Source organism: Streptomyces hazeniae (genome assembly GCF_031845485.1).
Taxonomy (GTDB): Bacteria; Actinomycetota; Actinomycetes; order Streptomycetales; family Streptomycetaceae; genus Streptomyces; species Streptomyces hazeniae.
The window spans coordinates 1-26,898 of the sequence record NZ_JAVREQ010000027.1; the positions used below are offsets into that span (position 1 = coordinate 1).

Annotated in this window: 22 protein-coding genes; 11 read left to right on the plus strand and 11 right to left on the minus strand. The window is 73.5% G+C overall.

The features are described from left to right. Positions 1-119: 119 nt before the first annotated feature. Positions 120-497 (minus strand): GntR family transcriptional regulator, encoded by a 378-nt coding sequence (locus tag RM572_RS24025; protein WP_311675494.1) that lies wholly within the window; start codon positions 495-497, stop codon positions 120-122. 114 nt (positions 498-611) lie between these two features. Between RM572_RS24025 and RM572_RS24030 the strand changes: the two genes are divergently transcribed. Further along, positions 612-1,544 (plus strand): GNAT family N-acetyltransferase, encoded by a 933-nt coding sequence (locus RM572_RS24030; protein ID WP_311675495.1) that lies wholly within the window; start codon positions 612-614, stop codon positions 1,542-1,544. 92 nt (positions 1,545-1,636) lie between these two features. Here the strand turns inward: RM572_RS24030 and RM572_RS24035 are convergent, their stop codons facing one another. From RM572_RS24035 to RM572_RS24065, 7 genes are all read right to left on the minus strand, one after another. After that, positions 1,637-3,184 (minus strand): tripartite tricarboxylate transporter permease, encoded by a 1,548-nt coding sequence (locus RM572_RS24035; protein WP_311675496.1) that lies wholly within the window; start codon positions 3,182-3,184, stop codon positions 1,637-1,639. A 3-nt stretch (positions 3,185-3,187) separates the two neighbouring features. Continuing rightward, positions 3,188-3,763 carry a tripartite tricarboxylate transporter TctB family protein gene (locus RM572_RS24040; protein ID WP_311675497.1) on the minus strand — a complete coding sequence of 192 codons (576 nt, stop codon included), beginning with the start codon at positions 3,761-3,763 and terminating at the stop codon, positions 3,188-3,190. Next, positions 3,760-4,743, minus strand: a complete 984-nt coding sequence (locus RM572_RS24045; protein ID WP_311675498.1) for a Bug family tripartite tricarboxylate transporter substrate binding protein — start codon at positions 4,741-4,743, stop codon at positions 3,760-3,762. The genes RM572_RS24040 and RM572_RS24045 overlap by 4 nt, the downstream gene beginning before the upstream one ends. Before the next feature lie 185 nt (positions 4,744-4,928). Then, a complete protein-coding gene (locus RM572_RS24050) occupies positions 4,929-6,284 on the minus strand; it encodes a hypothetical protein (RefSeq protein ID WP_311675499.1) in 1,356 nt (451 codons plus the stop codon). An 81-nt stretch (positions 6,285-6,365) separates the two neighbouring features. Further along, the gene (locus RM572_RS24055) at positions 6,366-7,244 is read right to left on the minus strand and encodes an esterase/lipase family protein (protein ID WP_311675500.1); all 879 of its coding nucleotides are present in this window, start codon (positions 7,242-7,244) and stop codon (positions 6,366-6,368) included. Positions 7,245-7,663: 419 nt separating this feature from the next. Beyond that, positions 7,664-8,623, minus strand: a complete 960-nt coding sequence (locus RM572_RS24060; RefSeq protein ID WP_311675559.1) for a DNA polymerase Y family protein — start codon at positions 8,621-8,623, stop codon at positions 7,664-7,666. 506 nt (positions 8,624-9,129) lie between these two features. After that, positions 9,130-12,585, minus strand: a complete 3,456-nt coding sequence (locus tag RM572_RS24065) for a DNA polymerase III subunit alpha (protein WP_311675501.1) — start codon at positions 12,583-12,585, stop codon at positions 9,130-9,132. A 162-nt stretch (positions 12,586-12,747) separates the two neighbouring features. Between RM572_RS24065 and RM572_RS24070 the strand changes: the two genes are divergently transcribed. The 6 genes from RM572_RS24070 to RM572_RS24095 all read left to right on the plus strand — a co-directional run bounded on the left by RM572_RS24070 (position 12,748) and on the right by RM572_RS24095 (position 17,785). After that, positions 12,748-13,347 (plus strand): TetR/AcrR family transcriptional regulator, encoded by a 600-nt coding sequence (locus RM572_RS24070; protein WP_311675502.1) that lies wholly within the window; start codon positions 12,748-12,750, stop codon positions 13,345-13,347. Then, on the plus strand, positions 13,340-14,080 hold the full coding sequence (locus RM572_RS24075) for an ABC transporter ATP-binding protein (RefSeq protein WP_311675503.1): 741 nt from the start codon (positions 13,340-13,342) through the stop codon (positions 14,078-14,080). The genes RM572_RS24070 and RM572_RS24075 overlap by 8 nt, the downstream gene beginning before the upstream one ends. Further along, on the plus strand, positions 14,077-14,844 hold the full coding sequence (locus RM572_RS24080) for an ABC transporter permease (RefSeq protein ID WP_311675504.1): 768 nt from the start codon (positions 14,077-14,079) through the stop codon (positions 14,842-14,844). Before RM572_RS24075 ends, RM572_RS24080 begins: the two co-directional genes overlap by 4 nt. A 150-nt stretch (positions 14,845-14,994) precedes the next feature. Then, on the plus strand, positions 14,995-16,869 hold the full coding sequence (locus RM572_RS24085; protein ID WP_394813697.1) for a chitinase: 1,875 nt from the start codon (positions 14,995-14,997) through the stop codon (positions 16,867-16,869). A 107-nt stretch (positions 16,870-16,976) separates the two neighbouring features. Further along, the gene (locus RM572_RS24090) at positions 16,977-17,360 is read left to right on the plus strand and encodes a TraR/DksA family transcriptional regulator (protein ID WP_311675505.1); all 384 of its coding nucleotides are present in this window, start codon (positions 16,977-16,979) and stop codon (positions 17,358-17,360) included. Between the two features lie 59 nt (positions 17,361-17,419). Then, complete coding sequence (locus RM572_RS24095) at positions 17,420-17,785, plus strand: MazG-like family protein (RefSeq protein ID WP_311675506.1); 366 nt, start codon at positions 17,420-17,422, stop codon at positions 17,783-17,785. A 117-nt stretch (positions 17,786-17,902) separates the two neighbouring features. On the opposite strand, the gene RM572_RS24100 is transcribed toward RM572_RS24095, so the two are convergent. Beyond that, a complete protein-coding gene (locus tag RM572_RS24100) occupies positions 17,903-18,694 on the minus strand; it encodes a hypothetical protein (RefSeq protein WP_311675507.1) in 792 nt (263 codons plus the stop codon). Between the two features lie 443 nt (positions 18,695-19,137). Between RM572_RS24100 and RM572_RS24105 the strand changes: the two genes are divergently transcribed. The 4 genes from RM572_RS24105 to RM572_RS24120 all read left to right on the plus strand — a co-directional run bounded on the left by RM572_RS24105 (position 19,138) and on the right by RM572_RS24120 (position 24,616). Then, positions 19,138-20,766 carry an alpha/beta hydrolase gene (locus RM572_RS24105; RefSeq protein ID WP_311675508.1) on the plus strand — a complete coding sequence of 543 codons (1,629 nt, stop codon included), beginning with the start codon at positions 19,138-19,140 and terminating at the stop codon, positions 20,764-20,766. Positions 20,767-20,847: 81 nt separating this feature from the next. Then, positions 20,848-21,648, plus strand: a complete 801-nt coding sequence (locus RM572_RS24110; RefSeq protein WP_311675509.1) for a metallophosphoesterase family protein — start codon at positions 20,848-20,850, stop codon at positions 21,646-21,648. A 123-nt stretch (positions 21,649-21,771) separates the two neighbouring features. Next, positions 21,772-22,800, plus strand: a complete 1,029-nt coding sequence (locus tag RM572_RS24115) for an aspartate-semialdehyde dehydrogenase (RefSeq protein WP_311675510.1) — start codon at positions 21,772-21,774, stop codon at positions 22,798-22,800. Between the two features lie 148 nt (positions 22,801-22,948). Further along, complete coding sequence (locus RM572_RS24120; RefSeq protein ID WP_311675511.1) at positions 22,949-24,616, plus strand: IS1182 family transposase; 1,668 nt, start codon at positions 22,949-22,951, stop codon at positions 24,614-24,616. A 73-nt stretch (positions 24,617-24,689) separates the two neighbouring features. On the opposite strand, the gene RM572_RS24125 is transcribed toward RM572_RS24120, so the two are convergent. Both RM572_RS24125 and RM572_RS24130 read right to left on the minus strand, forming a co-directional pair. Then, positions 24,690-25,766 carry a S1 family peptidase gene (locus RM572_RS24125; protein ID WP_311675512.1) on the minus strand — a complete coding sequence of 359 codons (1,077 nt, stop codon included), beginning with the start codon at positions 25,764-25,766 and terminating at the stop codon, positions 24,690-24,692. Between the two features lie 172 nt (positions 25,767-25,938). Beyond that, on the minus strand, positions 25,939-26,898 hold the full coding sequence (locus RM572_RS24130) for a slipin family protein (RefSeq protein WP_311675513.1): 960 nt from the start codon (positions 26,896-26,898) through the stop codon (positions 25,939-25,941).

Consider the following 26,898-nt stretch of genomic DNA (forward strand, 5'->3'; position numbering starts at 1 on the left):
GTCCGGCCGCGTGCGTGGTGACGCCCCGGTGGGCCGACGAATCCCATACAGGACAGTCGAGACGTCAGTCAGCCGAGGGGTCAGACCCACCAACAGCGTCACCACGAACATCATCACTGTCAGCCGTCGGTGAAGGCCGCGCGGAGGGCGTCCTCCGCGGCGGCACGGGCCGTGGCGCGGTCGGCGCCCAGCCGCCGCGCCCGGCGGGCGAACGTCTGGGCGGCGTCGGCCAGTTCGCGGTCGGCGGCGTCTCCCGCGGCGGCGACGAAGGTGCCGTTGCGGCCGCGGGTCTCGATCACTCCGTCGCTCTCCAGGGCGCGGTAGGCCTTCGCGACGGTGTTGGCGGCCAGCCCGAGTTCCCCGGCCAGGCCGCGCACCGTCGGCAGCCGGTACCCGACGGGCAGCGCTCCCGCCCTCGCCTGTTCCGCGATCTGCGCGCGCAGCTGCTCGTACGGTGCCTCGGCCGCGTCCGCGTCGACGGCGATCTTCAGGGTCACGTGGTCTCCGGCTCTCGCTGGTGTCTGCTCTCCCGATTCTGCCGCACCCCGCCGCCCCCGTGCGTCGCGGAAATCGGGTGCGCGGAGCCGGGTCGGCGACTAGCGTCCGGGCGCATGCCGATCATCGTGCGCACGTTCCGTCCGGAGGACGCCGAAGAGGTGGCCGCGGTGCGCACGGCCGCCGTGCCGCACCAGGTGTGCTCCCCGGAGGCGGTCGTCTGGGACGCGTTCCGCTCCCCCGAGGCCATGCGGCGGCGCCGGCTCGTCGCCGTCGACGAAGACGGCCGGGTGACGGGCTGCGCCGACACCGGGATCGACGTCGAGAGCGCCGAGTCCGGACACGGCTTCCTGCTCACCGAGGTGCGGCCCGACGCGCGGGGCCGGGGTGCCGGCCAGGCGCTGGTGGCCGCCGCGGAGGCCCGTCTGGCGTCGCTCGGCGTGACCGCCGTGCACAGCTGGGTGGCGGACGACGGGTGCTCCCCCGGGTTCGCCGAGCGCCGCGGCTACCTCCGCGGCGGCCCGGTGCGGTATCTCGCCCTGGACCTGGCGGACGCCGTACTGCCGGAGCCGCCCGCTCCGCTGCCTCCGGGCACGGAGCTGCGCACCGCCGCCGCCTTCACCGGCGACCTGCGCCCGCTGTACGAGGCGGATGTGGAGTGCGTCGCCGACGAGCCGGGCGACGTGGTCGTCGCCCCCGTGCCCTTCGAGGACTGGCTGCTGCTGAACTGGGCGCGTCCCGACTTCGACGCGGACCTGACGGCGGTGGCGCTGGTCGACGGCGCGGTGGCCGCCTACAGCGTGGCCCAGGTGGACGGCCGCGACCGGTACTGGTCGGGGATGACCGGCACCCGCCGGGCGTTCCGGGGCCGGGGGCTGGCGCGGCTGGCCAAGACCGCGTCGCTGCGGCGCGCCCGGGCCGCCGGCTACCGGCACGCGTTCACCGGGAACGACGCGGACAACCGCCCGATGCTCGCCGTCAACGCGCGTCTGGGGTACCGCCCGGCCGCCACGCGGTGGCGCTGCGTCAAGCGGCTGCCGCCACGCTGACCGGGCGCCCCGCACGCCGGCGGCCGGACGGCCGACACCGTCCGGCCGCCCGGGCGCCCGCGTCGCGCCGGGCCCGCCGTTCCTTGCCCGGGTCAGTCCCGCCGGGCCGGCTCCGCGTCGTCCGCGTCCGGTACGGAGGCGCCGTCCGCAGCGACGGCGCGTCGCCGTGGCAGCAGGCGGCGGAGCCACGGCCAGGCCAGCAGGAGCGCGATCACGGTGTAGACGGTGACCGAGAACGGCGTTCCCACCAGGCCGAGGACGCTGCCGTCACTGATCTGGAGTGCCCGGCGCAACTGCTGTTCGGCGGCCGGGCCGAGGATGACGCCGATGACGGCGGGGAGCACCGGCAGACCGTAACGCCGCATCACCAGCCCTATGAGCCCGATGACCAGCAGCACCACCAGGTCGACGGACTGGCCGCCCACCGCGTAGGCGCCGACGGCGGCGAAGAACAGGATGCCCGCGTACAGGTACTGCCGGGGGATGCGGAGCAGCTTCGCCCACACCGGTGCCAGCGGCAGGTTGAGGACGAGCAGCAGCACCATGCCGACGAAGAGGGAGGCGATGAGGCCCCACACCAGGTCGGGTTCGCGTTCGAAGAGCAGCGGACCGGGCTGGATGCCGTAGCTCTGGAACGCCGCCAGCAGGACGGCCGCGACCGCCGTGGTGGGCAGGCCGAGGGTGAGCAGCGAGACCAGGGTGCCCGCGGCGGACGCGGAGGCGGTGGACTCGGGCCCGGCGACGCCCTCGATGGCGCCCTTGCCGAACTGCGCCTTGTGCTTCGAGAGCCGCTTCTCGGTGACGTAGGAGAGGAAGGTGGGGATCTCCGCCCCGCCGGCCGGGATGGCGCCGAACGGGAAGCCGATGAAGGGGCCGCGCAGCCACGGCTTCCAGGTGCGGCGCAGTTCGTCCCGGCCGAGCCACGGGCGGCCGACGGGGATGGACTCGCCGGAGGTGCGGCGCAGATGGGCGGCGACCCACAGCGCCTCGCCGATGGCGAAGAGACCGACGGCGACGATGACCACGTCGATGCCGTCCGCGAGCAGCAGGCTGTCGAAGGTGAGTCGCTGCTGCCCGGTCATCTGGTCGAGGCCGACCAGGCCGATGGTGAGGCCGATCAGCAGTGACGCGAACCCGCGCACCCGGGAGCGGCCGAGCACGGAGGTGACCGCGATGAAGGCGAGCACCATGAGGGCGAAGTAGTCGGGCGCACCGATGTCCACGGCCCAGGCGGCGACGGTCGGGGCGAGGGCGACCAGGGCGATCGTGCCGAGCATGCCGCCGGCGAAGTGGCCGATGGCCGCGGCCGCGAGGGCCTGCGCGCCGCGCCCGGCGCGGGCCATGGGGTTGCCGTCGATGGCGGCGACCACCGCCGCGCTCTCCCCGGGCGTGTTCAGCAGGATGGAGGTGGTGGACCCGCCGAACATGCCGCCGTAGTAGATGCCGGCGAACATGATGAACGCCGCCGTGGGGTCGAGCCCGTAGGTGACCGGGAGCAGCAGTGCGCACGCCATGGCGGGCCCGATGCCGGGCAGCACGCCGATCGCGGTGCCCAGCAGCACGCCGATCGCCGCGAACAGCAGGTTGAGCGGGGTGAGGGCGGTACCGAAACCGTCGAGGAGGGAGTTCAGGGAGTCCATCTCCTACAGCACCTCCATCAGCGGTCCGCCGGGCAGGGGAACGCCCAGCAGGGTGTCGAAGACCAGGAAGGTCACCACCGACAGCACGGCGGCGATCAGCGGGTCACGGGTCGTGTTGCGGCTGCCCAGCGCGTAGGCGGAGCCCCAGAAGAGGAGCGCGCCGGCGGCGGGGAAGCCGAGCGGGACGAAGAGGAGCGCGCAGGCGAGGAAGACGCCGGCGAGCAGGGCGACGGTGCGCCAGTCGGCGGGTGCGTCGAGGTCGACGTCTTCACCGCTCTCCGCCTCGCCGCGGCCGCCGCGCAGGACGTCGGCGGCGAGGACGACGGCGACGACGAGCAGCGCGCAGCCGACGACGATCGGCACGGTCCTGGGCCCGACGGGTCCGCGCTGGACGAAGCTGCCCTCCATGGTGAGGGCGTCGGTGAGGACGAGGACGCCGACCGCCAGCAGGAGGGCGCAGACGCCGAGTTCGGAGTGTCCGCGGAGTCTGCTCAGTGGCCCCCTCCTCCCGGGGGCGGCGGATGCAGGGGTGGTGGTTCCGGTCTCGTCCGGGGTGCCGGTGCCGGTTTCGGTGTTCACAGGCCGAGCTCCTTCAGGACCGAGTCGACGCGGTTCTCCTGCGAGGTGAGGAACCGTCCGAACTTCTTCCCGGTGAGGAACGCGTCGTCCCAGCCGTTGCGGCGCATGGAGGCGCGCCATTCCTCGGTGCCGTGCAGGGCGGAGAAGAAGGCGATGAGGCGTTCGCGTTCGGCGTCGCTGAGGCCGGGCGGCGCAACGATGCCGCGCCAGTTGGTGAACTCGACGTCGACGCCCGCCTCCTTCAGCGTGGGCGCGTCGAAACCCTCGACCCGCTCGGGCCCGGTGACGGCCAGGAGCCGCAGTTCGCCGGACTCGATCTGGTCGCGGTACTCGCCGACGCCGGAGACGCCGAAGGCGACCTTCCCGCCGAGGACGGAGGCGAGGAGTTCACCGCCCCCGTCGAAGGGCACGTAGTTGACTGACGTGGGTGCGATGCCGGACGCGCGGGCCATGAGCATCGGGGCCAGGTGGTCGGGGCCGCCGGGCGAGGAGCCGCCTCCGACGGGCAGTGAGCCCGGGTCGCGCTTCCAGTCGGCCATCAGCTGCTCGATGGTCCGGTACTTCGAGTCCTTGGAGACCACGACGATGTTGGGCTCCTCGATGAGCCGCGCGATCGGGGTGGCGTCGCTGAGTGTGGAGGGCGCGCGGTTGGTCTCGACGGCTCCGACGACGCCGAGGCCCATGAGCATGGTCAGCTTGCCGTTGCCCTGTTCGTTGACCGTGCGGGTGAGGCCGACGGTGCCGCCCGCGCCGGGCAGGTTGAACACCTCGGTGCCGTGGGTGAGGCCGGCGTCCTCGGCGTTCTTGGCCGCCGTGCGGGCGGTGATGTCGTAGCCGCCGCCGGGGGTGTTGGGCACCATGATGCGCAGGCCGGGGATGTTGGTGCCCGTCCGGTCACCGCTGCCCGAGGTGAGCAGCGGCGGTCCGGCGAACACGAGCAGCGCCGCCCCGAGCAGCGCGAGGGTGGTGCGAAGGCGCACGCGTGACACCGCCTTCCGTGGGATCGGGGGTGGGTGTGAAGCGGCCCACATGCTTCCCACGGGAGGGCGGTGCTGTCTCGCTTGTGGTCTTAAGAAGAGTTGTGGTCGTTGTGGTCACGGCCGGGACGGGACCCTTCGGTGCCTTTCGCCCGGTACGCACCCTGCCGCGGGCGCGCACTCACCGCTCAGAATCCGCCACCGAAGTCGCCGAACCCGCCGCCCCCGAAGTCGCCGCCACCGAAGCCGCCGAAGTCCCCGCCGGAGAAGTCGGAGCCGGAGACGTCGCCTCCCTCGAAGCCGCCGTCGCCGTACCCGCCGTACGGGCCGGTCATCATCGACCCGAGCATGGTCCCCATCAGCAGGCCGGGCAGGACGCCGCCGCCGAAGTAGCCGTACGCCCAGGGCCCGTACGCCGGTCCGGCCTCCCAGTAGGGGCGGCGTCCGTCGGCGGTGTCGACCTCGCGGCTCATCGGTTCCTCGCCGCCGGCGAGCCGGGTGGCGTCCGCGGCGCAGACCGGCACAGTGCGTTCGCTGCCTCCGGGCGGCGCCCAGTCGACGTCCTGGACGGACGGCCCGTGCCGCGGGTCGAAGAAGCAGGGCGGCCGGCGCTCGGGCAGCGGCTTGCCGGTCCGCCGCGCGTCGAGCACGGCCAGCGAGTAACGGCCGTCCTCGAGTGCCTCGGTGACGCCGCGCACGTCGCCGGGACGCCGCGCGGCGGCCATCTTGTCCTTGGCGCGGTCGTAGGCGTCCAGGGCGTGCGTGTAGTCGGCCCGTTTGGCCTCGTCCGCACCGGGCTCGGAGGGGGAGAAGTCGAGCCGGTCGAGTTCCTCGCCGAACGCGGTGATGTCTTCGTCGACCACCGGCCGCAGCGTCTCCAGCCGCTCCCGCTCCGCCTGTGCGCGGCGCTTGCGGCCGCGGCTGCCGACCAGGGCGACGCCGCCCAGCACGATCCCGAAGAGGGCGGCCAGGACGGCGAGACCGGCCAGGAACGATCCTGCGGAGGTGCCCTCGGAGCCCACGCCGTCCCAGGAGGCGGGCGCGGCGCCGTTCGCCTGCGGCACGGCCTGGTCCACGAAGTCGTCGACCATGGCGGCGACGTTCCCCTCGTTGCCGCGTTCGACGGCGCCTTCGAGGTTGGTGACGGCGTTGTTCGACATCACCTGGGAGTCCGCGGCCGCGGCGAACCGGTCACCGAGTGCGACGACGTACACACCGGTGACGCCGACCTCGGTGCGCAGGTCCTGCATGAGCGTCTGCGGGTCGAACTCCGGCGCGTCCGGCAGGACGGCGACGAAGACGGGCTTGTCCGCGTCGCGGATCGTGTCCGCGAGGGCGTCCGCACCGCCGTCGGGCAGGGTGCCCGAGGCGCGCGGGTCCACGTACACCGGCCCCTCCCTGAGGGCCTCGGCGGCGCTGTCGAGCCCGGTCGCGGCACGGGCTGCGGAGGCCGACCCGACCACCAGCAGCACGACCGCGGCGAGCACCGCCAGCACCAGCGCGAGCGGGTGCCTGCCCGCGCGGGACTTCGCTGCGGTGTTCATATTTACGACGTTAACTCCGAAACCGGCCGATCGGGCGATTTCTTTACCCGGCCGGCCGGGTTCGGTTCTTTCCGGCGCGCCTCAGGAGAAGCAGTTCGCCGGGGTGGCGTGCGCGGGGTCGAGGGCGTTGACCGTCTCGTGGAAGGTCACGCGGTCGACGAGCGCGACGGTGAGGTGCTCCGAGATGTCCACAGGGCAGCGGTCCTGCACCAGGATGTTCCGCACGTTCGGTCCCTCCAGGAACTGGGTCCGGTACGGCGTGACGACCTGGTCGTAGCGGGTGGCGATCACGGTGTACTCCACGCCGGGAACGGTGTCGCCCCCGTCGTTGAGGCGCTGCAGGAAGCCCGACCCGGCCACCTGCTGGGTCAGCGCGGGCGCGCTGCCGCCGATGGCGTCCTCCAGGCCGGGGAAGAGATCGAGCAGCTTGGTGAGGCCGAGCAGGGTCGTCCCGTGGTTGCTGGGCGCGATGCCGACGAAGGTGTGGACGTCGTCGGCGCCGCCGAGGAACTTGAGGTAGTAGCGGGGCATCATGCCGCCCTGCGAGTGGCCGACGATGTCCACCTCGTCGGTACCGGTCGCGGCGAGCACCCGGTCGACGTACGCGGACAGTTCACCGGCGGAGTCCTCGATCGGCCCCAGGCCGTGGAAGAAGGGCACACCGTCGAGCCGGCCGTAGTCGAGGGAGAACACGCAGTAGCCGCGGTTCACCAGGTAGGGCGCCAGGCCGAGCCAGTTGTCGACGGAGTTGCCGCCCGTGCCGTGCACCAGGACCACGGCGCGGGGGTGGGCGGCGGAGGGCTTGCAGGAGAAGTCGTTCCAGCCGCTGCTCGCCGCGGCGGCGGACCGCGGCGCGGACTGTTCTGCGGCTGCTGCGGTGGTGGCCGGCAGCAGGACCAGGGCGAGCACCCCGGCCAGGGCTGCTGCGGGTCTGAGGGCACGTTTCCAGGACAGCTTCATGCGGTCTGTCTCCTTGCGGCTCAGGGGGTACGGCGGTGGGGTGGCCGGACCAGGGGGTCTCCCCCCTGAGCGCAAGGTACGGATCAGTAACAAGTGTGGCCAGCATCACAACGGTGAAGGTTCCGTGCCCACTTCGGCGGCTCCGGGCCGGCAGCCGGCTGCGGGAGCGCGCCCCGCCGCGCGCCGGAGCCCGTCCGGCAGGGGGTCCGGGCCCGGCCGCCGGACGTGCGGCACGGGCGACGGGTGGTGCAGGCCGCCCCCGATGGCCCGTCCCTCCGCGGCATCCGCCTGATGCTCCGGCCACACGACACGCCCTCCCGCCGCCGCGGCGGCACGCCTCCGTCGCCCGCACCCCGCAGAGGTCGGCGACCGCTCCGCCGCCGGGACGGGCCAGCGCCCTCGCCGGCGACCGCCCGGCGCTACGCCGCGTCGAGGCCGCCGGCGGGATGTGCGGCGCCGGAGCCGAAGCGGAGGCGCGCCCGGTCGGCTGCCGCCTCGGCGCGGCGTGCCTTCTCCTCGCCGGGGTCGAAGGAGAGCTGGTGGGTCGCGAGTTCGGCGGCCGTCAGCTCCTCCGCGCGCAGCGCGACCGCACGCACACGGGCGCGCTGGAGCCCGAGCCCGTCGTGGAGGGCGTACGCGAGCGCGGTCAGCGCGGGAGTGTGCGCCGTGGGCTCGGGCAGCCTGCGCGTGCGCGTGATCGTGGACCGGTCCGCGCACCGGACGGTGAGGGTGAGGGCGCGGGCGACCTGCCTCTCCGTCCGCATCCGGAAGCCGAGCTGGTCGGCGAGGGTCAGCAGGGCCCGGCGGCGTACGTCTGCATCCAGCTCGTCCCGCCCGAAGCGGTGTTCGCGACTCATCGCGCGCGCCGGGGCGCTCGGCACGACCGTCGTGGGGTCGACGCCGCACGCCAGTTCCCGCACCCGGCGGCCGGCGGCGGCTCCCAGGATGCGCTGGAGCGTGCCGGGGGGTGCGGCGGCGACCCGGCCGACGCTGTCCAGGCCGTACGCGGCGAGCGCCCGCGCCGTCGCGGGCCCCACGCCGTGCAGCGCGGCGACGGGTTTGCGCTCCAGGAACGCGGCCGTGCCGCGCGGGTCGGCCGGCACGCACCGTACGGCACCCGGCGGTCCGTCGTGCGCGGCCATCCTGGCGAGCAGCGGGTTGGCGGCGACGCCGACGGTGCAGTCGGCGTCGTACAGCGCCAGCGCTCGCAGCCGCAGCATGGCCGCGAGGCCGGCGGCGTCCCGGCGGAAGTAGCGCAGCGCGCCGCGCACGTCGGCGAGGGCGGCGTCGGGGGGCAGCGCCTGAACCACGGGGGTGAGGTCGGCGAGCAGTTCGAGCAGTTCGGGGTAGTGGTCGCGGGCGGCCTCGCCGAAGTGCACGTAGAGGACACGGGGCGTCGGTCCCGGCTCGGAGGATCGCCCGGAGGGGTCCCGGCCGGAGGTGTTCTCCCCGTCGCCGCCCCCTCCCGGTTCCCCCGGTGCGGGGCCCCCGCGGCGGGACCGCCGCACCGGGCCGCGGGCCGGGTCGCGCTCCGGGTCGCGGGCCGGGTCGCGCTCCGGGTCGCGGGCCGGGTCGCGGGCCTCCACGGCGGGCGCCGTTGCCGGACGCCCCGCCGCGAAGGCGGCGGAGGCGGCGCGGGCCGCCGCGGCGCGGACGCGGTCCGGCAACGCCGCCGGCAGGCCGGGCGTGCGGGAACCGCTCCCCGCACGGGCGGAGGCAGGCGGCGCCTCTCCTCCGGGGCCCGGTGCCGCTGCGGCCGCGCCGCGGGAGGCGCCGGCGGGACCGCGCTCACCCCGCGCGCCCGCGCGCGCCAGGGCGAGGGCCGTGTAGGCCGCGGCGAGGCGGGCGGGGTCCGGCAGAGCGGGGGACGGTGCCGGCCGGCGGGTCATCCCGCGCTCCCGGGGCTGGAGTGCCAGAACTTCCGCGGCGTCCCGGCCGGGTCCCCGGCCGGGCGGAGGTCCGCCCAGGGGTGCATGCGGTAGCCGGTGGACATCTCGATCCGCCGTCCTCCGGTGGGGTCGCCCTCCTCGGCGGCGCCCTCGCCCGGGGCGTCACCCTCGCCGGCGCCGGCTCCCCCGCCGGAGGCGAGGCGCGCGGCGACCGCGTCGAGACCGCCGGTGCGGCGGAGTTCGGCCAGTTCGGCGAGGTTCCACGCGGCGGCGCCGACCACGCTGAGGCTGCGCGGCCCGCGCCGCTGCACGACCCCGCGCACCAGCAGCAGCCAGGAGTGGAAGACGGTGTGCGCGCAGGCGGCGTGACTGTCGTCGAAGAAGGCGAGGTCGACCAGCCCGGTGCCGTCGTCCAGGGTGGTGAAGATGACCCGGCGGCCGCTGCGGATGGGGGGCGTCTGGGTCGCCGCCTTGGCCCCGGCGACCAGCACCGTCTCGCCGTGCCGGGCGGTGCGCAGCGACCGCGCGGAGTGGGCGCCGAGTTCGCGCAGGAACTCGGCGTGGTCGCCCATCAGGTGGCGGGAGGTGTCCATGCCGAGGACGCCGAGTTCCGCGCCGAGCCGTTCGTCGCGGTCCAGGTCGGGCAGGCCCGCGGCCTCCGGGGCGGCGGCCTCGCCGAGGGCGAGCTGGCCTTCGCGGGCACCGTTCCCCCGCTGGGGGCGGTGGAGTTCGGCGATGTGCAGCAGCATGTCGCGCCGGTTGCCACCGAAGGCGTCCAGCGCGCCGACCCGGGCCAGGTTCTCGGTGACCGGGCGGGAGGGGCGGGCACGGCGCCACAGGTCGGCCAGCGAGTCGTAGGGCTGTCCGGCGGCGATCCGGCCGGCGTCCGCCTCGCTGATGCCGTGGACCTCGCAGAGCGCGAGCCGCAGTCCCCACCCCCCCGAGCCGGACTCCCGTTCGATCCGGTAGGAGGTCCCCGAACGGTTCACGTCCAGGGGGAGGACGGGCACCCCGCGCCGCCGGGCGTCCGCCAGCAGCAGCCGTTTCGGGTACATGCCGGGGTCGTGTTCGAGCAGTCCGGCGTAGAAGGCGGCCGGGTGGTGGGCCTTCAGCCACGCGGACTGGTAGGTGGGCACGGCGAAGGCGACGGCGTGCGCCTTGCAGAAGCCGTACGAGCCGAACGCCTCGATGATCTCCCAGGCGCGGGCGACCGTCGCCTCGCCGTAGCCGCGCCGACCGGCCTCGCGGGTGAACCAGGCGCGGACCCGGCCCTGCCGTTCGGCGTCGGAGAGTGCGCGCCGCGCCTCGTCGGCCATCGGGCGGCCGCAGCCGGTCATCACGTCCAGTACCCGGATGATCTGCTCGTGGAAGACCACCACGCCGTACGTCTCGCGCAGCGCGGGCTCGAGGTCGCGGTGCGGGTACCGCGCGGGACGGCCGCCGCGCCGGGCCTCGATGAAGGGGCGCACCATGTCGGCGGCCACCGGACCGGGACGGAACAGCGAGATGTCCACGACCAGGTCGTGGAAGGTCTCCGGCTGGAGCCGTCCGATCAGGTCCCGCTGCCCTGGAGACTCGATCTGGAAGCAGCCGAGGGTCTCGGTGGAACGGATCAGGTCGTAGGTGGCCGGGTCGCCCTGCGGCACGGAGTCCAGGTCGATCCGCTCGCCGGAGGCGCGGGCGACCTCGCGCACGGCGTGCGCCATCGCGGACTGCATCCGGACGCCCAGCACGTCCAGCTTGAGCAGGCCGAGTTCCTCCACGTCGTCCTTGTCGAACTGGGACATGGGCAGGTGTTCCCCGCTGGTGGGCACCACCGGGGTGCGGGCGCGCAGCGAGCGGTCGGAGAGCAGCACCCCGCAGGGGTGCATGGCGACGCCGCGCGGCAGCCCGTCCAGCGCCTCGACCAGCGACCAGAAGCGGTCGCCGTGCTGCTCGGCGGCGACCTCGCGCAGTTCGGGGAGTTCGGCGAGCGCGGCCCGCGCGTCCTTCGCCCGGATGTGCGGAAACGCCTTGGCCAGCCGGTCCACTTCGGCCGGGTCCATGCCGAGGGCGGCGCCCACGTCGCGTACGGCGTGCCGCACCCGGTACGTCTCGGGCATGGCGACCGTGGCCACGCGTTCCTCGCCGAAGCGGTCGAAGATCGCCCGGTAGACCTCGATCCGGCGGGCGGACTCGACGTCGACGTCGATGTCCGGGAGGGCCTTTCTGCGCGGGGAGAGGAAACGTTCCATCAGAAGGTCGTGCTCGACCGGGTCGGCGTTCGTGATACCCAGCAGGTGGGCGACGAAGGAACCGGCGCCGGAACCGCGGGCGGCGACCCGGATGCCCATGCCCTTCACGTCCTCGACCACCCGGGCGACGGTGAGGAAGTAGGAGGAGAAGCCGAGCTGTTCGATGATCCGCAGCTCGTTCTCCAGGCGGCGCCAGCGCGCGGCGTCGCGGTCGTAGCGCATGCGCACCATGCCGGCCGTGCAGTGCGAGCGCAGCACCCGCTCGGCGGTGCGCCACGCGGCACCCACCAGCTGCGGCTCGGGGAAGTGCACCCGGCCGATGCCCAGGTCGTCCTCGGGGTCGATCCGGCACTCGGCGGCGGTCTCCTCGGTGACCCGGAGCAGCCGGTGCGCGACGTCACTCCGGTAGCCCGCGGCCTCGGCGACCGCTGCGGCCATCCCGGCCATCTCGCCGGGACCCTTCAGCCACCGCTGGCCACCGTCCAGCCCCCGGCGCTCGTCGATCGGCACCAGGCGGCGCGCCGCGTCGAGCACGTCCGCGACCGGCCCCTGCCCGGGGTCGGCGTACCGCACGGCGTTGGTCAGCACCGGCCGTACGCCCTCCTGCACCGCCAGGCCGAGCGTCCGTGCGGCCTCGCGCAGCGGCCCCGAGGCGGTGGCGGCGAGCCGCAGCCCGTCACCGAAGAGGTCCCGCCACGCGCCCAGCAGGCGGGCCGCCCGGTCGGGGCGGCCGGCGGCCAGCGCGCGGCCCACGTCGGACTCCGCCCCCAGCAGGACGACCGGACCGGCGGTCCCGTCCCCGTTCCCGGCGAGGTCCTGCCAGTCCAGCTGGGGGCGGTCGCCGCCGGAGGCGTGGGCGGCGGTGACGGCCCGGCACAGCCAGGCCCAGCCGGGTGCGCCGCCGCGCGCCAGGAAGACGGCGCGCTGGGCCGACTCGTCGACGAAGGCGCCGCCGCGGACGGGGGTGCGGCGGCGGCGCACGGCGGTCGCGGCCTCGGCCTGCTCCGCCACGGCCAGCTCCACCCCGTACACCGGCCGGACCCCCTCCCGTGCGGTCGCCCGGGCGAACCGGACCGCACCGGCGAGGGTGTCCCGGTCGGTCAGGGCGACCGCCTCCATCCCGCGTTCGGCCGCCCGGTGCGCCAGCGCCTCGGGGGACGAGGCGCCGTACCGCATCGAGAAACCGCTGGTCACGTGCAGATGCACGAATCCCGTCATCCGCACGCACCTCCCACCGTGTCCGCACCCCCCAGCTCACTCGCCTCTCACCTCCCACCATAGCGCCTTGCTCGAATACATGTTCGATCACCTCGCGAGACGGCGCACACCCCTCGCGGCGACCGCTTGCCACGGCAAAAAGTTAGCCTCTAACATGAGCCTGTGGCAGCACCCGACTCGGCGACGAGCAAGCGGCAGCGGACCTCCGCGCGCATCCTGGGCTGCGCGCTGGACCTGTTCGAGCGCCAGGGATTCGAGCGCACGACGGTGGCGCAGATCGCGGCCTCGGCCGGGGTGACGGAGATGACCTTCTTCCGCCACTTCCGGGCCAAGGAGAACGTCGTTCTCGACGACCCGTACGACCCGCTCATCGCCGCCGCCGTCGCCCGCCGGCCGCGCTCCCTGGGGGCACTGCCACGCACCGTCCGGGGCATCCGTCACGCCTGGCGGGAACTCGACGAGCCGGAGAGCGATCTCGTCCGCCGCCGGGTCCGGATCGTGGCGGACACCCCCGCCCTGCGTGCCGCCGCGTGGCGCAACAACGCCGCGACCGAACAGCTCATCGTCGACCAGCTCGTCCGCGACGGCACTCCTGCGCTGCGCGCCCACGCGGCGGCGGGAGCGGCGCTGGCGGCGCTGATGGCGGCCCTCTTCGAGTGGGCGCGCCGCGACGACGTCGCCCTGGCGGAGGCGGTCGCCGTGGCACTGGACACCCTGGACCCGCCGGACACGCCGGACACAGCGGAGGACTCTCATGACTGACCTCCGGCTGACCGCGCGGGGACTCGCCCGGGGGTTCTCTCCGCACACCGGCGTACGCGGCATCGACCTCGAGGTCGCCCCGGGGGAGATCCACGCGCTGGTGGGGCTCAACGGAGCCGGCAAGACCACCCTCATGCGCCTGCTGCTCGGCATGCTGCGCCCGGACTCCGGCACGGCGCGCATCGACGGGCACGACGTCCGCACGGCGGGGGCGGCGACGTGGGCACGGGTGGGGCACCTCGTCGACGGCCCGCTCTGCTACGCGGACCTCGACACCCGCACCAACCTGCGGATCGCCGCGGCGCTGCGCGGAGTCCCCCGCGGTCGCCGCGAGGAGGCGGTGCGCGCGGGCATCACCGCGTTCGGCCTGGAACGCTACGCGGGAGTGCGTGCGCGCGTGCTGTCGCAGGGCAACCGGCGACGGCTCGGCCTCGCCGCCGCGCTCCTGCACGATCCGTCCGTCGTCGTCCTCGACGAGCCGACCGACGCCCTGGACCCGAGGGGGGTGATCCGGCTGCGGGAGATCCTGCTGCGGCGGGCGGGCGCCGGGGCCGGCGTCCTCGTCTCCAGCCACCACCTCGACGAGGTGGCGCGCATCGCCGACCGCGTCACCGTCCTTCACCGCGGCGGGGTGATCGGCTCCCTCGACCCCGAAGGCGCGGACATCGAGCGGGCGTTCTTCCGCCTCGTGCACGCCGACGAGGAACGGCACGGCGACCGGGAGGACGCATGAACGGCACCGCCGGCCTCGCGGCCCTCACCGTGGAGGGGCGCAAGACCTCGGCCTCCCGGGCGGTCCTCGTCACCACGGTCCTCCTGGTCGCCGGCATCGCCCTGCTCGCCGGTTCCCTCACGTGGGCGGCCGCCCGGGGCAACGAACGGGTGCTCGCCCAGCTCGGGCCCCTCGCCGGGGAGGCCGGCTGGGACCGCCTGATGGGCGTGGTCGCCCAGGTCACCGCCGCCGCCTCCCTCCTCGGCTTCGGCACCGTGCTGAGCTGGATGTTCGGCCGCGAGTTCACCGAGGGCACCGTCAGCGGACTGTTCGCCCTGCCGGTGAGCCGTCCGGCCGTCGCCGCGGCGAAACTGGCCGTCTACCTGCTCTGGGCGCTGGGCGTCGCCGCACTGCTGACGGCGCTGCTCGGCGCGGTGGGCACCGCTCTTCGCCTCGGGGCGGTGGACGCCGGCGTGATCGGCGCGCTGGCCCGGCAGTTCGCGCTCACCGCGCTGTCGGCCCTCCTCGCCCTCCCCGCCGCGTGGGCCGCCACGCTCGGCCGGGGTCTGCTGCCCGGCATCGCCACCACCGTGGGCGTCCTCGTCGTCGCGCAGGTCGTGGCCGTGGCCGGAACGGGTGCCTGGTTCCCCTTCACCGCGCCCGCGCTCTGGGCCCTGCAGCCGGCCGGCGTCTCCCCCGTCCAGCTCGCTCTCGTCGGCCTGGTCCCCCTCGTCTTCGTGCCGGCGGTCCTCCTGACCTGGCGTCGCCTGCAGCTCGACCGCTGACGGGGCTGGGTTGGACTGCCGCCCCCGCGTCGGCGCCCGGTGCCCATTCCCCGGGGTGGAGAGGCCCACGCTCCTACGCACCCCCTTGACAACCCCATTGGTCTGGACCAGATTGCGTCGACACTCGCCCTCGTCCACCCGGAGGTTGTCGTGGACCGCCCCAGACGTTCCGGACGCCCTGCACCGCCCCGTCCGCCCCGCCGTCGCGCGCGCCACCGGCTGCGCGCCCTGCTCCTCACCGCGGCCCTGGCGGCCGGCGGGCTGGCCGCCGTGGGGCCGGCCTCCCACGCGGCGGGCGCCGAACTCGCCCGGAACGGCGGCTTCGAGTCCGGCCTGGACGGCTGGAGCTGCGCGGAGGGCAGCGGCACGGCCGTGGACAGCCCGGTGCGCAGCGGCACTTCGGCGCTGAAGGCGGTGCCCGGCGGCGGGCACAACGCCGAGTGCAGGCAGACGGTGACCGTACGGCCGGACTCCACCTACACCCTGAGCGCCTGGGTCCGGGGCAGCTACGTCTACCTGGGCGCGAAGGGCACCGGCACCACCGACGTCTCGACGTGGACCCCCTCCGCGGCGAGCTGGACCCGGCTGTCCACGACCTTCACCACCGGCCCGGACACGACCTCGGTGACCGTGCACCTGCACGGCTGGTACGGCACGCCCGCCTACCACGCCGACGACCTGTCCCTCACCGGCCCCGGCGGCGACCCCGGCGGTCCGGGCGACCCGCAGCCGCCCGCCGCACCCACCGGACTGACCGCCGGAGCCACCACCTCCACCAGCGTGTCGCTGAGCTGGGACGCGGTCGACGGCGCCACCGGCTACCGCGTCCACCGCGACGGCGCCGAAGCGGGTGAGGTCACGGGCACCTCGACCACGGTCACCGGCCTGTCCCCCGCCACCTCCTACACCTTCCAGGTCACCGCCGTGAACTCCGCGGGCGAGTCCGCAAGGTCCGCCACGGTCACCACCACCACGCGCGACGGCGGTGGCGGCGACGGCGGCGCAGCCCTGCCGGAACACGCCCTGGTCGGCTACCTGCACGCGAGCTTCGCCAACGGCTCCGGCTCCACACGGATGGCCGACGTGCCCGACTCGTGGGACGTCATCGACCTCGCCTTCGGCGAGCCGACCACCCCCACCTCGGGCGACATCCGCTTCTCCCTCTGCCCGCAGAGCGAGTGCCCGGACGTCGAGTCCGAGGCGGAGTTCAAGGCCGCGATCAAGGCCAAGCAGGCCGCCGGCAAGAAGGTGCTGATCTCCATCGGCGGCGCCAACGGGCAGGTACGGCTGGAGACCGCGGCGGCCCGCGACGCCTTCGTCTCCTCCGTCGGCGCCATCATCGACGAGTACGGACTCGACGGTCTGGACATCGACTTCGAGGGGCACTCCCTGTCCCTCGACGAGGGCGACACCGACTTCCGGAACCCGACCACCCCGGTGATCGTCAACCTGATCTCCGCGCTGGAGACGCTGACCGCGCGGTACGGCGAGGACTTCGTCCTGACCATGGCGCCCGAGACCTTCTTCGTGCAGCTCGGCTACCAGTTCTACGGCTCCGGCGAGTGGGGCGGCCAGGACCCGCGCGCAGGCGCCTACCTGCCGGTGATCCACGCCCTGCGGGACGACCTCACTCTGTTGCACGTCCAGAACTACAACTCCGGGCCCATCATGGGACTGGACGACCGGCACCACACCATGGGCTCCGCCGACTTCCCCGTCGCCATGACCGACATGCTGCTCACCGGATTCCCGGTGGCCGGCGACCAGGACGCCTTCTTCCCGCCCCTGCGCCCCGACCAGGTGGCGATCGGACTGCCCGCGTCGGTCAACGCGGGCAACGGCCACATAGCCCCCGCCGAGGTCGACAGGACGCTGAACTGCCTGACCCGGGGCACCGACTGCGGCTCGTACGCGCCACACGGCACCTGGCCGGGCCTGCGCGGGCTGATGACCTGGTCGGTGAACTGGGACGAGTTCAACGGCCGGGAGTTCTCCCGCAACTTCGACGCCTACTACGGACGCTGACCGACCCGCCGGACCAGCCCGCCCGCGCCCGGGGGACCCGCAGGCGGGCTGGTCCGCTGCTGCCCCGGGCGGGGAACGCGGGCCGGGTCGTCGGCGTTGTCGGTGACGTGAGCGAGCACTCCGACAACGGTCCTCGGGAACACGAGCAGACCGTCCGTGAGCGGCTGAGCGCCCGGCGTATCGAGACGCGCGCGCAGATCACGGCGCTGACCCGTGAGTACGAGGGGATCGTCGAGGCGAACGCCCTGGTGGCGATCGACGACGAGCACGACCCGGAAGGGTCCAGCACCGCGTTCGAACGCCAGCATGTCGCTGCCCTGCTGCATCGGGCGCGAGTCCACCTGGACGAGCTGGATCAGGCACTGCGACGGCTCGAGCAGGGTGCGTACGGACGGTGCGAAGGGTGCGGCGAGCCGATCCCCGCCGAACGCCTGGAAGTACGCCCGGCAGCCACGCTCTGCGTCCGCTGTGCAGAGGCCCGCCCCCGTTGACGGAAGACGGAACACGCCCGGGCCGCGAAGGTGCACGGGGACACGAGGGAGGGCGCGCGATGGACGAGGGTGCGTGGGAGACGTCGGGGCGGCTGGCGACGTGGCTGGACGAGGCGAGCGCCCGGCCGCGGGAGACGAAGCTGCTGCTCCAGGTGCTCAAGATCACCGAGGAGGCGGGCGAGGCGGCGGAGGCGCTGCAGGGGATGCTGGGCGCGAACCCGAGGAAGGGGCACAGCCACGGCGAGGAGGACCTCGCGGCCGAGCTGTGCGACGTGGTGCTCACGGCGATGGTGGCGCTGTCGACGCTGACACCGGACGCGGAGGCCGTCTTCCGCCGGCACCTGGACCGCGTCGCCGCCCGCTCGCTGGGCGCACCCCGCACGGGCGCCGCCGCCAGTGCGCCTCGCTCCTCAGGTGCGCGGTGACGCCGACACGTAGGCGCCCTGGTGCATGCGGTTGGCCGCCGCGATGAGGACACCACGGCGGCCACCAGAGCTGAGCCTGGCCTTGCGGGGCACGTGCCTGGCCGGCCGGTCAGTCGGTCAGTCGGCGCGGGCGGTGCGGGCGGTGCGCCGACGCAGCTGGAACGCGCCGCCGCCGAGGGCCAGCAGACCGGTTCCGGCCGCTGCGGCAGTCAACTCGTCGTTGCTCCCCTGGGTGCCTCCGTGCCCGCCGGAGATGCCGCCGTGCGGCGCCTTCTTCAGTGCCCCGCACAGCGCCGGCGCGGTCGCCTCCAGGGGGAGTTCGGGGTCGAGTTCGCTCCTGCCGAGGTTGAAGTCGTACCTGCCGTTCCTGTTGTAGTCGATGCCGTGCAGGACGAGGACCGCGGTGTCGTCCCGCAGCGACCTGGCGGTCTGCTCGCTGACGGTGAAGCTGCGCTCGTAGTGGATGAACTTGCCGACGGGAAAGCGGTCGACGGCGAGGGCGGAGTCCGGGCTGGTGTCGCCCTCGGTGGTGAGCGAGGCGCCGATCCCGCCGTAGAACGGTTGGCCGTCCACGGTCGACAGGGCGAGCTTGCCGTTGTGCTCGGTGGCTGCCGAGTCGGGCGGGCACACGCCCTTGGCAGCGATGTGGAAGTGCTGGGCGTGCGGGGCGTCTGCGAGCAGCCCCTTGGCCTTGAGTCGCACGGTGACGTGCCGACCGTCGAGGCGGACCTTCGCGTAGCCCCAGCCATGGACCTTGTTCACCTCGAACGGGACAAGCTGCGCCTGCAGCGATATCGCAGCGTGGCGGCCGGGACCGGGCATGTCGTCGGCGGTGGCGGCCGGGGCGAACGCCATGAGCGGGGCCGCCGCGACCACGGCGGCGCAGGTGGTGGTGAAGATCTTCTTCATCTGAGTCTTTCTCCATCCGAGGTGACTGGATGCGGCACCTCGCGTGGCCCCGCCCCGGCTCGGAGCGGGGCCACGCAGGAGAAACCGCCGTGCACGCCAACGAAACTGCCGCCGCCTCAGAGGGCCTGCCACCGCACAAGCCGCCGCGAAGGGCTCGGGAGCGGCCGAAGCAGCAGGTCAACCGGTATCTCGCACCCGCGGCCCCACACAGCTCCAACCGGGAAGCGCCGGCAACCCCGACGACGTGAGTCGGAGACTCGTGACCCGCGCGACCGGCAGAGCGGGCGACGATGCGGTCTCAGCCGTTCGGCTGCGGTCGGCTCGCGGGTCCGGCCCGGCCAGGGTGTCGTGGAAACGGATCAGTGGCGACGTCCCCTGCCCGAGCGCGTCTCGCTCCTTTCATGGAGGACCCAGCCGTGGAACCCCGCCGTGGAGGAAGTGGCATGCACATATCGAAACCGAGAGCGGGCCGTCGGGGTGGTCTCGTGGTCGTCGCCGTGATGGCGGCATGCTCGATGGCACTGACGGCACCGGGCCTCGCCGGCGCCGACGGCCGGCCGACACCCGAGCGGCCCGCTCCCACGCTGGACTGGGAACCCTGCGTGAAGGGCAGCCCGTTCGACTGCGCGACCGCGAAGGTGCCGCTGGACTACGACGACCCCCACGGCCGCACCATCGAACTGGCGGTCGTCAAACGGGAGGCGGCCGACCCCTCACGGCGCATCGGCACCCTGTTTTTCAACCCCGGCGGACCCGGCGGGCCCGGCACCGTACAGATGCCGCAGAACTACGAGTCCTTCCCCCGGGAGGTGCGGGAACGGTTCGACATCGTGAGCTGGGACCCTCGCGGGATCGGCAACAGCACCGCGGTGAACTGCTTCGCGAGTGAGGAGGAAGCCGCCGCCTGGAATGCGAGCAGACCGGCCGGCTTCCCGGTCACCGCGCAGGAGCGCCGGGCCACGGAGGCCGCGTACGAGGAGCTGGCGCGGTTCTGTGAGCAGAAGGACCCCGAACTCCTGCGCCATGTCTCGACCGCCGACACCGCCCGCGACCTCGACCACCTCCGCCGGGCGGTGGGCGAACCGCAGCTCACCTACTACGGGATCTCCTACGGCACCTACCTGGGCGCCACCTACGCCAACCTCTTCCCCGACAAGGTCCGCGCCATGGTCCTCGACGCCAACTGGGACCCCAACGCGTGGACCGACTTCTCCGACGACGACCCCTGGCTCTCCACCTTCCAGCGCTCGGGCGCGGACCGCTCCGGTGCAGCGACCCTGGACCGGTTCCTCACGCTGTGCGGATCCACCACCACCGCCCACTGCGCCTTCTTCGCCGGCAGCCCGCAGGCGACGCGGAACAAGTGGGACCGGCTGACGCAGCGCCTGCGGAAACATCCGATGGACGGCTGGACCTACGCCGCCACCGTCAGCAACGCGGTGACCGGCCTCTACGTCGTCCACCCCGGGTGGACGGACCTCGCCGCCCGTCTGCAGGACCTGTGGGAGGGCCGCGCCCCGGAGCCGCCCCAGTTCCCGCCCCCGCCGCCGGTCCCGAACCCGAACCCGTACCTCGGCGAGGAACAGGCCTCGGCGGTCTTCTGCGGCGACAGCCCCGCTCCGCCCTTCGGTGACTACCACGCCCTGGCGGAGGCGAGCGCCGTCCGCGCGGGCGACGCCGGCCGCCACTGGACCTGGGCCTCCGCCGGGTGTCCCAGCTGGCCGGCGAAGGCCGCCGACCCCTACCGCGGCCCGTGGAACACCCCCACGGCGAACCCCATCCTGGTCGTCGCCAACACCTATGACCCCTCCACGTCCCTCTGGGCCTCGCACGCCATGGCCGAGGAACTCGGCGACGCGCGTCTGCTCACCCTCGAGGGTGAGGGGCACACCGCACTGTTCAACCCCAGCAGCTGCGTTCAGGAGTACGAGAGCCGCTACCTCATCGACGGCGCACTCCCGCCGGTGGGAGCGACCTGCCGCCAGGACACGCCGCCGTTCTCCGACCCCGAGCACGAAGACGGCGGCGCCACCGGCAAGGGCAAGGGCGAGACGACCGGCACCACGTCCTGACCATCGGCGCCCTCCCGCAGCGGAATCCGCTGCGGGAGAACGGCGCCCCGGGGCCGGAGGTGGCGGCGCAGACTGGGGCGCATGACGAAGGGACGGGTCGAGAAGGTGGCCGTGCTGGCCGACGTGCACGGGGTGCTGCCGGCGCTGGAGGCGGTGCTGGCGGAGTCCGGCGTCCGCGGCGCCGACCGCGTCGTGCTGGCGGGCGACCTGGCGGCCGGTCCGCTGCCGGTCGCCACCCTGGACCTGCTGGCCGGCCTGGGCGACCGCGCGGTGTGGGTGTCGGGCAACGCCGACCGGGAGCTGGTCGAGTACCGTCGCGGCCGGCGCACGGAGATCCCCGACCCGATCGCCCCCTGGGCGGCGGAGCGGTTGCGCGCGGACCAGGTGGAGCTGCTGGCCGGGCTGCCCGCCACCGCCACCCTCGACGTCGCCGGACTGGGCCGGGTGCTGTTCTGCCACGCCACGCCGCGCGACGACGAGGAGGTGGTGCTGGTCGACTCGCGTCCGGACCGCTGGGCGGAGGTGCTCTCCGGGGTGGGCGACGACGTGTCGGCCGTGGTCTGCGGCCACACGCACATGCCGTACGTCCGCCTCACCCATGGACGGCTCGTGATCAATCCGGGCAGCGTCGGCATGCCGTACGGGCGCCCCGGGGCGCACTGGGCGCTGCTCGGGCCGGGCGAGACCGTGTCGCTCCGCCGCACCGCGTACGACGCCGACGCGGCGTGCGCCCGGATCGCCGCCGCGTCCGGGTTTCCGGACGCGGCCGCCTGGGCGGACGAGTACGTCCGGGCCCGCAACAGCGCGGAGGACGCGCTGGCCGCCTTCGGCCCGGGGGACGGCCGGCCGCCGGGCGGCGGCGCCGGGCGGCACGGAGTGTGACCGATGTCAAAGAATTGGCCCCCGTGAGCGACGCGGTGCAGGGTAGGGGAAGCACAAGGACACAAGCACACCCCCTGCACACAGCTGACACCAGCGCTGCACGCGCACGGCAGAAGGAGCCACATGAGGATCGGGATCGTCGGAGCCACTGGTCAGGTCGGCAGCGTGATGCGCGAGATCCTGGCCGAGCGGAACTTCCCGGTCGAGACGCTGCGCCTGTTCGCCTCGGCGCGTTCGGCCGGCCGCACCCTGCCCTGGAAGGACGGCGAGGTCACCGTCGAGGACGCGTCGACCGCCGACTACGCGGACCTGGACATCGTGCTCTTCTCCGCGGGCGGCGCGACGTCGAAGGCGATCGCCGAGAAGGTGGCCTCCCAGGGCCCGGTCGTGATCGACAACTCCTCCGCGTGGCGGCTGGACCCCGAGGTGCCACTGGTCGTCTCGGAGGTCAACCCCGACGCGGCGAAGAACCGCCCGAAGGGCATCATCGCCAACCCGAACTGCACCACGATGGCCGCGATGCCGGTGCTGCGCCCGCTGCACGACGAGGCCGGCCTGACCGCGCTCGTGGTCGCCACCTACCAGGCGGTGTCCGGCAGCGGACTGGCCGGTGTGGCGGAACTGGACGAGCAGGCCCGCAAGGCGGTGGAGACCGACGCCACCCGCCTGACGTTCGCCGGCGACGCGGTGGACTTCCCGGAGGGGAACAAGTTCAAGCGCCCGATCGCCTTCAACGTGCTGCCCCTCGCCGGCTCGATCGTGGACGACGGCCTCGACGAGACGGACGAGGAGCAGAAGCTCCGCAACGAGTCCCGGAAGATCCTCGACGTCCCCCACCTGAAGGTGTCGGGCACCTGCGTGCGCGTGCCGGTCTTCACCGGCCACTCCCTCCAGGTCAACGCCCGCTTCGAGCGCCCGCTGAGCCCGGAGCGCGCGCGGCAGCTGCTGGCCGGCGCGCCGGGCGTGGAGCTCTCGGACATCCCGACCCCGCTCCAGGCCGCAGGCGCCGACGCCAGCTACGTGGGCCGCATCCGCGCCGACGAGACCGCGGAGAACGGGCTGTCGCTGTTCCTGTCCAACGACAACCTGCGCAAGGGCGCGGCGCTGAACGCCGTGCAGATCGCGGAGCTGGTCGCGGCCGAGTCCCGCTGACGCTCCCGCCCGAGCGCGCTGCGCGCACATGACGGTGCCCCCGGACCGGGAAGGACGCTGTTGGTTAATTCGGGGGCTCGCGTGACGTCGGCCTTCAAGACCCGGTTGTGGTCTTGAAGGCCGACGTTGTCGTATGGGGTGGGTGCGGATGTCGATGCAGCCAAGCGGGCCGAACGAGGTGCCGGGGCAGACGGCGCGGGTTGCGCGGGCCGCGTTCCCGAACGGGAGCCTGGCGATCCGGGTGCGGGACGGGCTGGGGCCGCTGTTCGGGGATGAGGGGTTCGTGGACCTGTTCCCGGCCCGGGGCAAGCCTGCCTGGTCACCGGGGCGGCTGGCGCTCGTGCTGGTGTTGCAGTTCGTGGAGGGGCTGACCGATCGGCAGGCCGCGGAGGCGGTGCGGGCCCGGATCGACTGGAAGTACGCGCTCGGGCTGGAGCTGGGTGATCCCGGCTTCGATTTCTCGGTGCTGTCGGAGTTCCGGGACCGTCTGACAGGTGCGGACGGTGGGCGGCGGGTGCTGGACGGCATCCTGGCCGCGGCCGGGGAGCGGGGACTGCTGACGACCGCGGGCCGGGCGCGGACCGACTCGACGCACGTGCTGTCCGCGGCCCGGGAACTGAGCTGGCTGGAGATGGTCGCCGAGTCACTGCGCGCGGCGTTGAACGCGCTGGCCCAGGAGGCGCCGCAGTGGCTGGTCCAGGCCGCTGAGCCGGACTGGTTCAGGAACTACGCCACGAGGGCTGAGGACTCCCGTTTCCCCAAGTCACGCACCAAGCGGGACGAGGTGGGAGCGCGGATCGGCCGTGACGGGATGCGCCTGCTCGAAGCCGTCTTCTCGCCCGGGACTTACGAAGGACTGCGAACACTTGAACAGGTGGAATACCTGCGTCAGGTCTGGGTCCAGTCCTTCCACCTGGTGGAGGGCGAGGTGAGGCGCAGGGACCCCAAAGACCGCCCACCGGGCGCGATGCGCCTGGTCACGCCCTATGACTCCGAGGCTCGCGGCAGCGTCAAGCGCGACACTGTGTGGGACGGATACAAGGTCCACCTCACCGAGACCTGCGAGCCGGACGCCTTGAACCTGATCACGAACGTGGCCACCACCGTGGCGACCGTGCCCGACATCTCGATGACCGATGCCGTGCACGCCCAGCTTGCCCAGGTGGACCGTCTGCCCGGCGAGCACCTGGTCGACGCCGGATACGTCGACGCGCATCTGCTGGTCAGCACCCGGCGCGAGTACGGCATCACGCTCACCGGGCCGGTCGCCGGCGTGATCAGCCACCAGGCCGCCGCGAACAACGGCTTCACCGCCGATGACTTCAGCGTCGACTGGGAGGGCGAGCAGGTCACGTGCCCCGGTGGCAAGACCGCCCGCTGTTGGAACCCCGACCGCTCACCCGAGGGAACGCCAGTGATCCGGGTCCGCTTCAGCGGCGGGCAGTGCCGCCCCTGCCCGGTCCGCGAGCAGTGCACCACCTCCAGCCGCGGCCGCCGTCTGACCCTGCGGCCCCGCGAGGAACACGAAGCCCTCCGCCAGGCCCGTGCCGAACAGGACACCGAGACCTGGAAGGACCACTACAAAACCCGCGCAGGAGTCGAGGGCACCATCTCCCAGGCCGTCGGGCGCTGCGGCTTGCGCAGATCCCGCTACCGGGGCCTGGCGAAGACCAGCCTCCAGCACCAGCTCACCGGCGCCGCGATCAACCTCGCCCGCATCGACGCCTACCTCACAGGCACACCCCGGGCCCGCACCCGCACCAGCCGCTTCGCAGCACTCGGCCCCGCAGAGCCGAAGCTCAGCGGGGCCGAGTAGAGCCTGCCCCCGAATTAACCAACAGCGTCCGGGAAGGTCCGGGGGCACCGTCGTGGTGTCACCGCGTGCGGCGTCAGGGGAGAGTCGCCCCGTACACGTCGAGCGCCTCGCTGACGGGCTGGAAGAAGGTCTGGCCGCCCGAGCTGCAGTCGCCGCTGCCGCCGGAGGTCAGGCCGATCGCCTTGTCGCCCGCGAAGAGCGCGCCACCGCTGTCACCCGGCTCGGCGCAGACGTCGGTCTGGATCAGACCGTCGACCGTGCCCTGCGGGTAGGAGACGGAGGCGTTGACGGCCTCCACGGTGCCGCTGTGCACCTGCGTGGTGCTGCCGCTGCGGGTCACCTGCATGCCCACGGTGGCCTCGCCCGGGCCGGAGATGGCCTGGGTGGTGCCGTCGTAGAGGTTGACCTCGCTCGGGTTGTCCACGCTGCCCGAGTACATCACCAGACCGTAGTCGTCGCCCGGGAAGCTGCTGCCCTCGGTGTTGCCGAGGGTGGCGCCGGCTTCGTCGGTCCAGGTGGAGACGGCCTCGGTGCAGTGGCCGGCGGTGATGAAACCGGGCTGGCCGCCCACCGTGACGTTGAAGCCGAGCGAGCAGCGGGAGCCGCCGCCGTAGATGGCGTCCCCGCCCGCGATGCGGGTGGTGAACTCGCCCTCGGTGCGCTTGAGGACGGCCTTGCCGCCCTCGGCCTTCACCTGCTTCTTCAGGTCGGCCAGTTCGGCTCCGGAGACCGTACGGTCGGCGGTGATGACGACCTTGTTGGTCACCGGGTCGACGACCCGGGAGGTGCCGGTCAGGTCCCGCTCGGTGAAGGTGTCCTTCACCGACTTCAGCTGGGCCAGGGTGTGTTCGACGACACGGGCCTCGGCGCCGGCCGCCTCGACGGTCTTCTTGGCCGCCGCGTCGACCACGTTCACCACGAGGCGCTTGGCGTCCGCGTCGTAGTACGCGCCCGCGTGGCCCTCGACGTCGCCGACGAGCTTGTCGGCGAGGCCGGTCGCCGCCTGCACCGAGAGGGTCTTGGGTGCGGGCGCGGGCGCCGGGCTCTCGCTTGCGTTGGCGTTGGCCAGGGTCAGCGATCCGCCGACGAGGGCGGCCACGGCCGCTCCGGCGACTGCGGCGCGGCGCTTGGGTATCCGACGGTGTCTCAACTCTCGACCTCCTGTGGGGGCGGGTGGGCCCGAGACGGGGCACACCCGGAGGGTGGAGGCACGGGCACGCCGAAGTGGGGGGAGGCGCGTCCATGCCAATGTGATCGCCGAGTATCACGCGTCACTCCAGGCGACACAACCCCCGAAAAGCCGGAACTGTCCGGTAATCGGCCTACTGGTTCCCGGAATCCGTCCGCTTTTCCCCGAGTTCGAGTTCGGGGTGAACGTCCACAGGTGGCACGATCCCCACATCCTGGTCGGGACCTGCACCGATCTCCCCCTCGGCGGGCACGCCTTCGGCGGCCAGCTCGCGTCGGGCGGCGTCCGCCTCCGCCTCTGCGACCGAACCGGCGCCCGCGCCCGGGGGCCCGTAATCGCCGGTGCGCTGGGAGCGGTCCAGGAAGCGGAGCAGCTCGACGGGGAAGGGCAGCACCAGGGTGGAGTTCTTCTCGGTGGCGACGCTGGAGACGGTCTGGAGCAGCCGGAGCTGGAGCGCCGCCGGCGTGTCGGACATCGCCCGCGCCGCCTGGGCGAGCTTCTTCGACGCCTCCAGCTCGGCGTCGGCGTTGATGACGCGCGCCCGCCGGTCGCGCTGGGCTTCGGCCTGCCGGGCCATCGACCGCTTCATGCTCTCCGGAAGCGAGACGTCCTTGATCTCCACGCGGTCGACGTTGACCCCCCATTCGACCGCCGGGCTGTCGATCATGATGGCCAGCCCCTGGTTCAGCTTCTCCCGGTTGGACAGCAGGTCGTCCAGCTCGCTCTTGCCGATGATCGACCGCAGCGAGGTCTGTGCCATCTGTGAGACGGCGAACCGGTAGTCCTCGACGCGCACAACGGCGTCCGCCGGATCGATGACGCGGAAGTAGACGACGGCGTCGACCCGTACCGTCACGTTGTCCCGGGTGATGCCCTCCTGGGCGGGGATGGGAAGGGTCACGATCTGCATGTTGACCTTCTGCAAGCGGTCGATCCCGGGCACCACCATGGTGAACCCGGGATCGCGCAGCGTGGACTGCAGCTTGCCGAGGCGGAACACCAGCCCGCGCTCGTACTGCCGGATGACGCGTGCGGCGGCGCCTGCGTAGACGGCGCCGCCGGCGAGTGCGGCAAGGATGAGCTCGACGATCAT

Excerpts from the sequence above, each read along its gene's own strand:
- RM572_RS24100 (WP_311675507.1), bottom strand. The coding sequence starts at position 18,694 with ATGAAGAAGATCTTCACCACCACCTGCGCCGCCGTGGTCGCGGCGGCC.
- RM572_RS24130 (WP_311675513.1), bottom strand. The coding sequence starts at position 26,898 with ATGATCGTCGAGCTCATCCTTGCCGCACTCGCCGGCGGCGCCGTCTAC.
- RM572_RS24095 (WP_311675506.1), top strand. The coding sequence starts at position 17,420 with ATGGACGAGGGTGCGTGGGAGACGTCGGGGCGGCTGGCGACGTGGCTG.
- RM572_RS24035 (WP_311675496.1), bottom strand. The coding sequence starts at position 3,184 with ATGGACTCCCTGAACTCCCTCCTCGACGGTTTCGGTACCGCCCTCACC.
- RM572_RS24080 (WP_311675504.1), top strand. The coding sequence starts at position 14,077 with ATGAACGGCACCGCCGGCCTCGCGGCCCTCACCGTGGAGGGGCGCAAG.
- RM572_RS24075 (WP_311675503.1), top strand. The coding sequence starts at position 13,340 with ATGACTGACCTCCGGCTGACCGCGCGGGGACTCGCCCGGGGGTTCTCT.
- RM572_RS24105 (WP_311675508.1), top strand. The coding sequence starts at position 19,138 with ATGCACATATCGAAACCGAGAGCGGGCCGTCGGGGTGGTCTCGTGGTC.
- RM572_RS24055 (WP_311675500.1), bottom strand. The coding sequence starts at position 7,244 with ATGAAGCTGTCCTGGAAACGTGCCCTCAGACCCGCAGCAGCCCTGGCC.
- RM572_RS24050 (WP_311675499.1), bottom strand. The coding sequence starts at position 6,284 with ATGAACACCGCAGCGAAGTCCCGCGCGGGCAGGCACCCGCTCGCGCTG.
- RM572_RS24110 (WP_311675509.1), top strand. The coding sequence starts at position 20,848 with ATGACGAAGGGACGGGTCGAGAAGGTGGCCGTGCTGGCCGACGTGCAC.
- RM572_RS24120 (WP_311675511.1), top strand. The coding sequence starts at position 22,949 with ATGTCGATGCAGCCAAGCGGGCCGAACGAGGTGCCGGGGCAGACGGCG.
- RM572_RS24115 (WP_311675510.1), top strand. The coding sequence starts at position 21,772 with ATGAGGATCGGGATCGTCGGAGCCACTGGTCAGGTCGGCAGCGTGATG.
- RM572_RS24065 (WP_311675501.1), bottom strand. The coding sequence starts at position 12,585 with ATGACGGGATTCGTGCATCTGCACGTGACCAGCGGTTTCTCGATGCGG.
- RM572_RS24030 (WP_311675495.1), top strand. The coding sequence starts at position 612 with ATGCCGATCATCGTGCGCACGTTCCGTCCGGAGGACGCCGAAGAGGTG.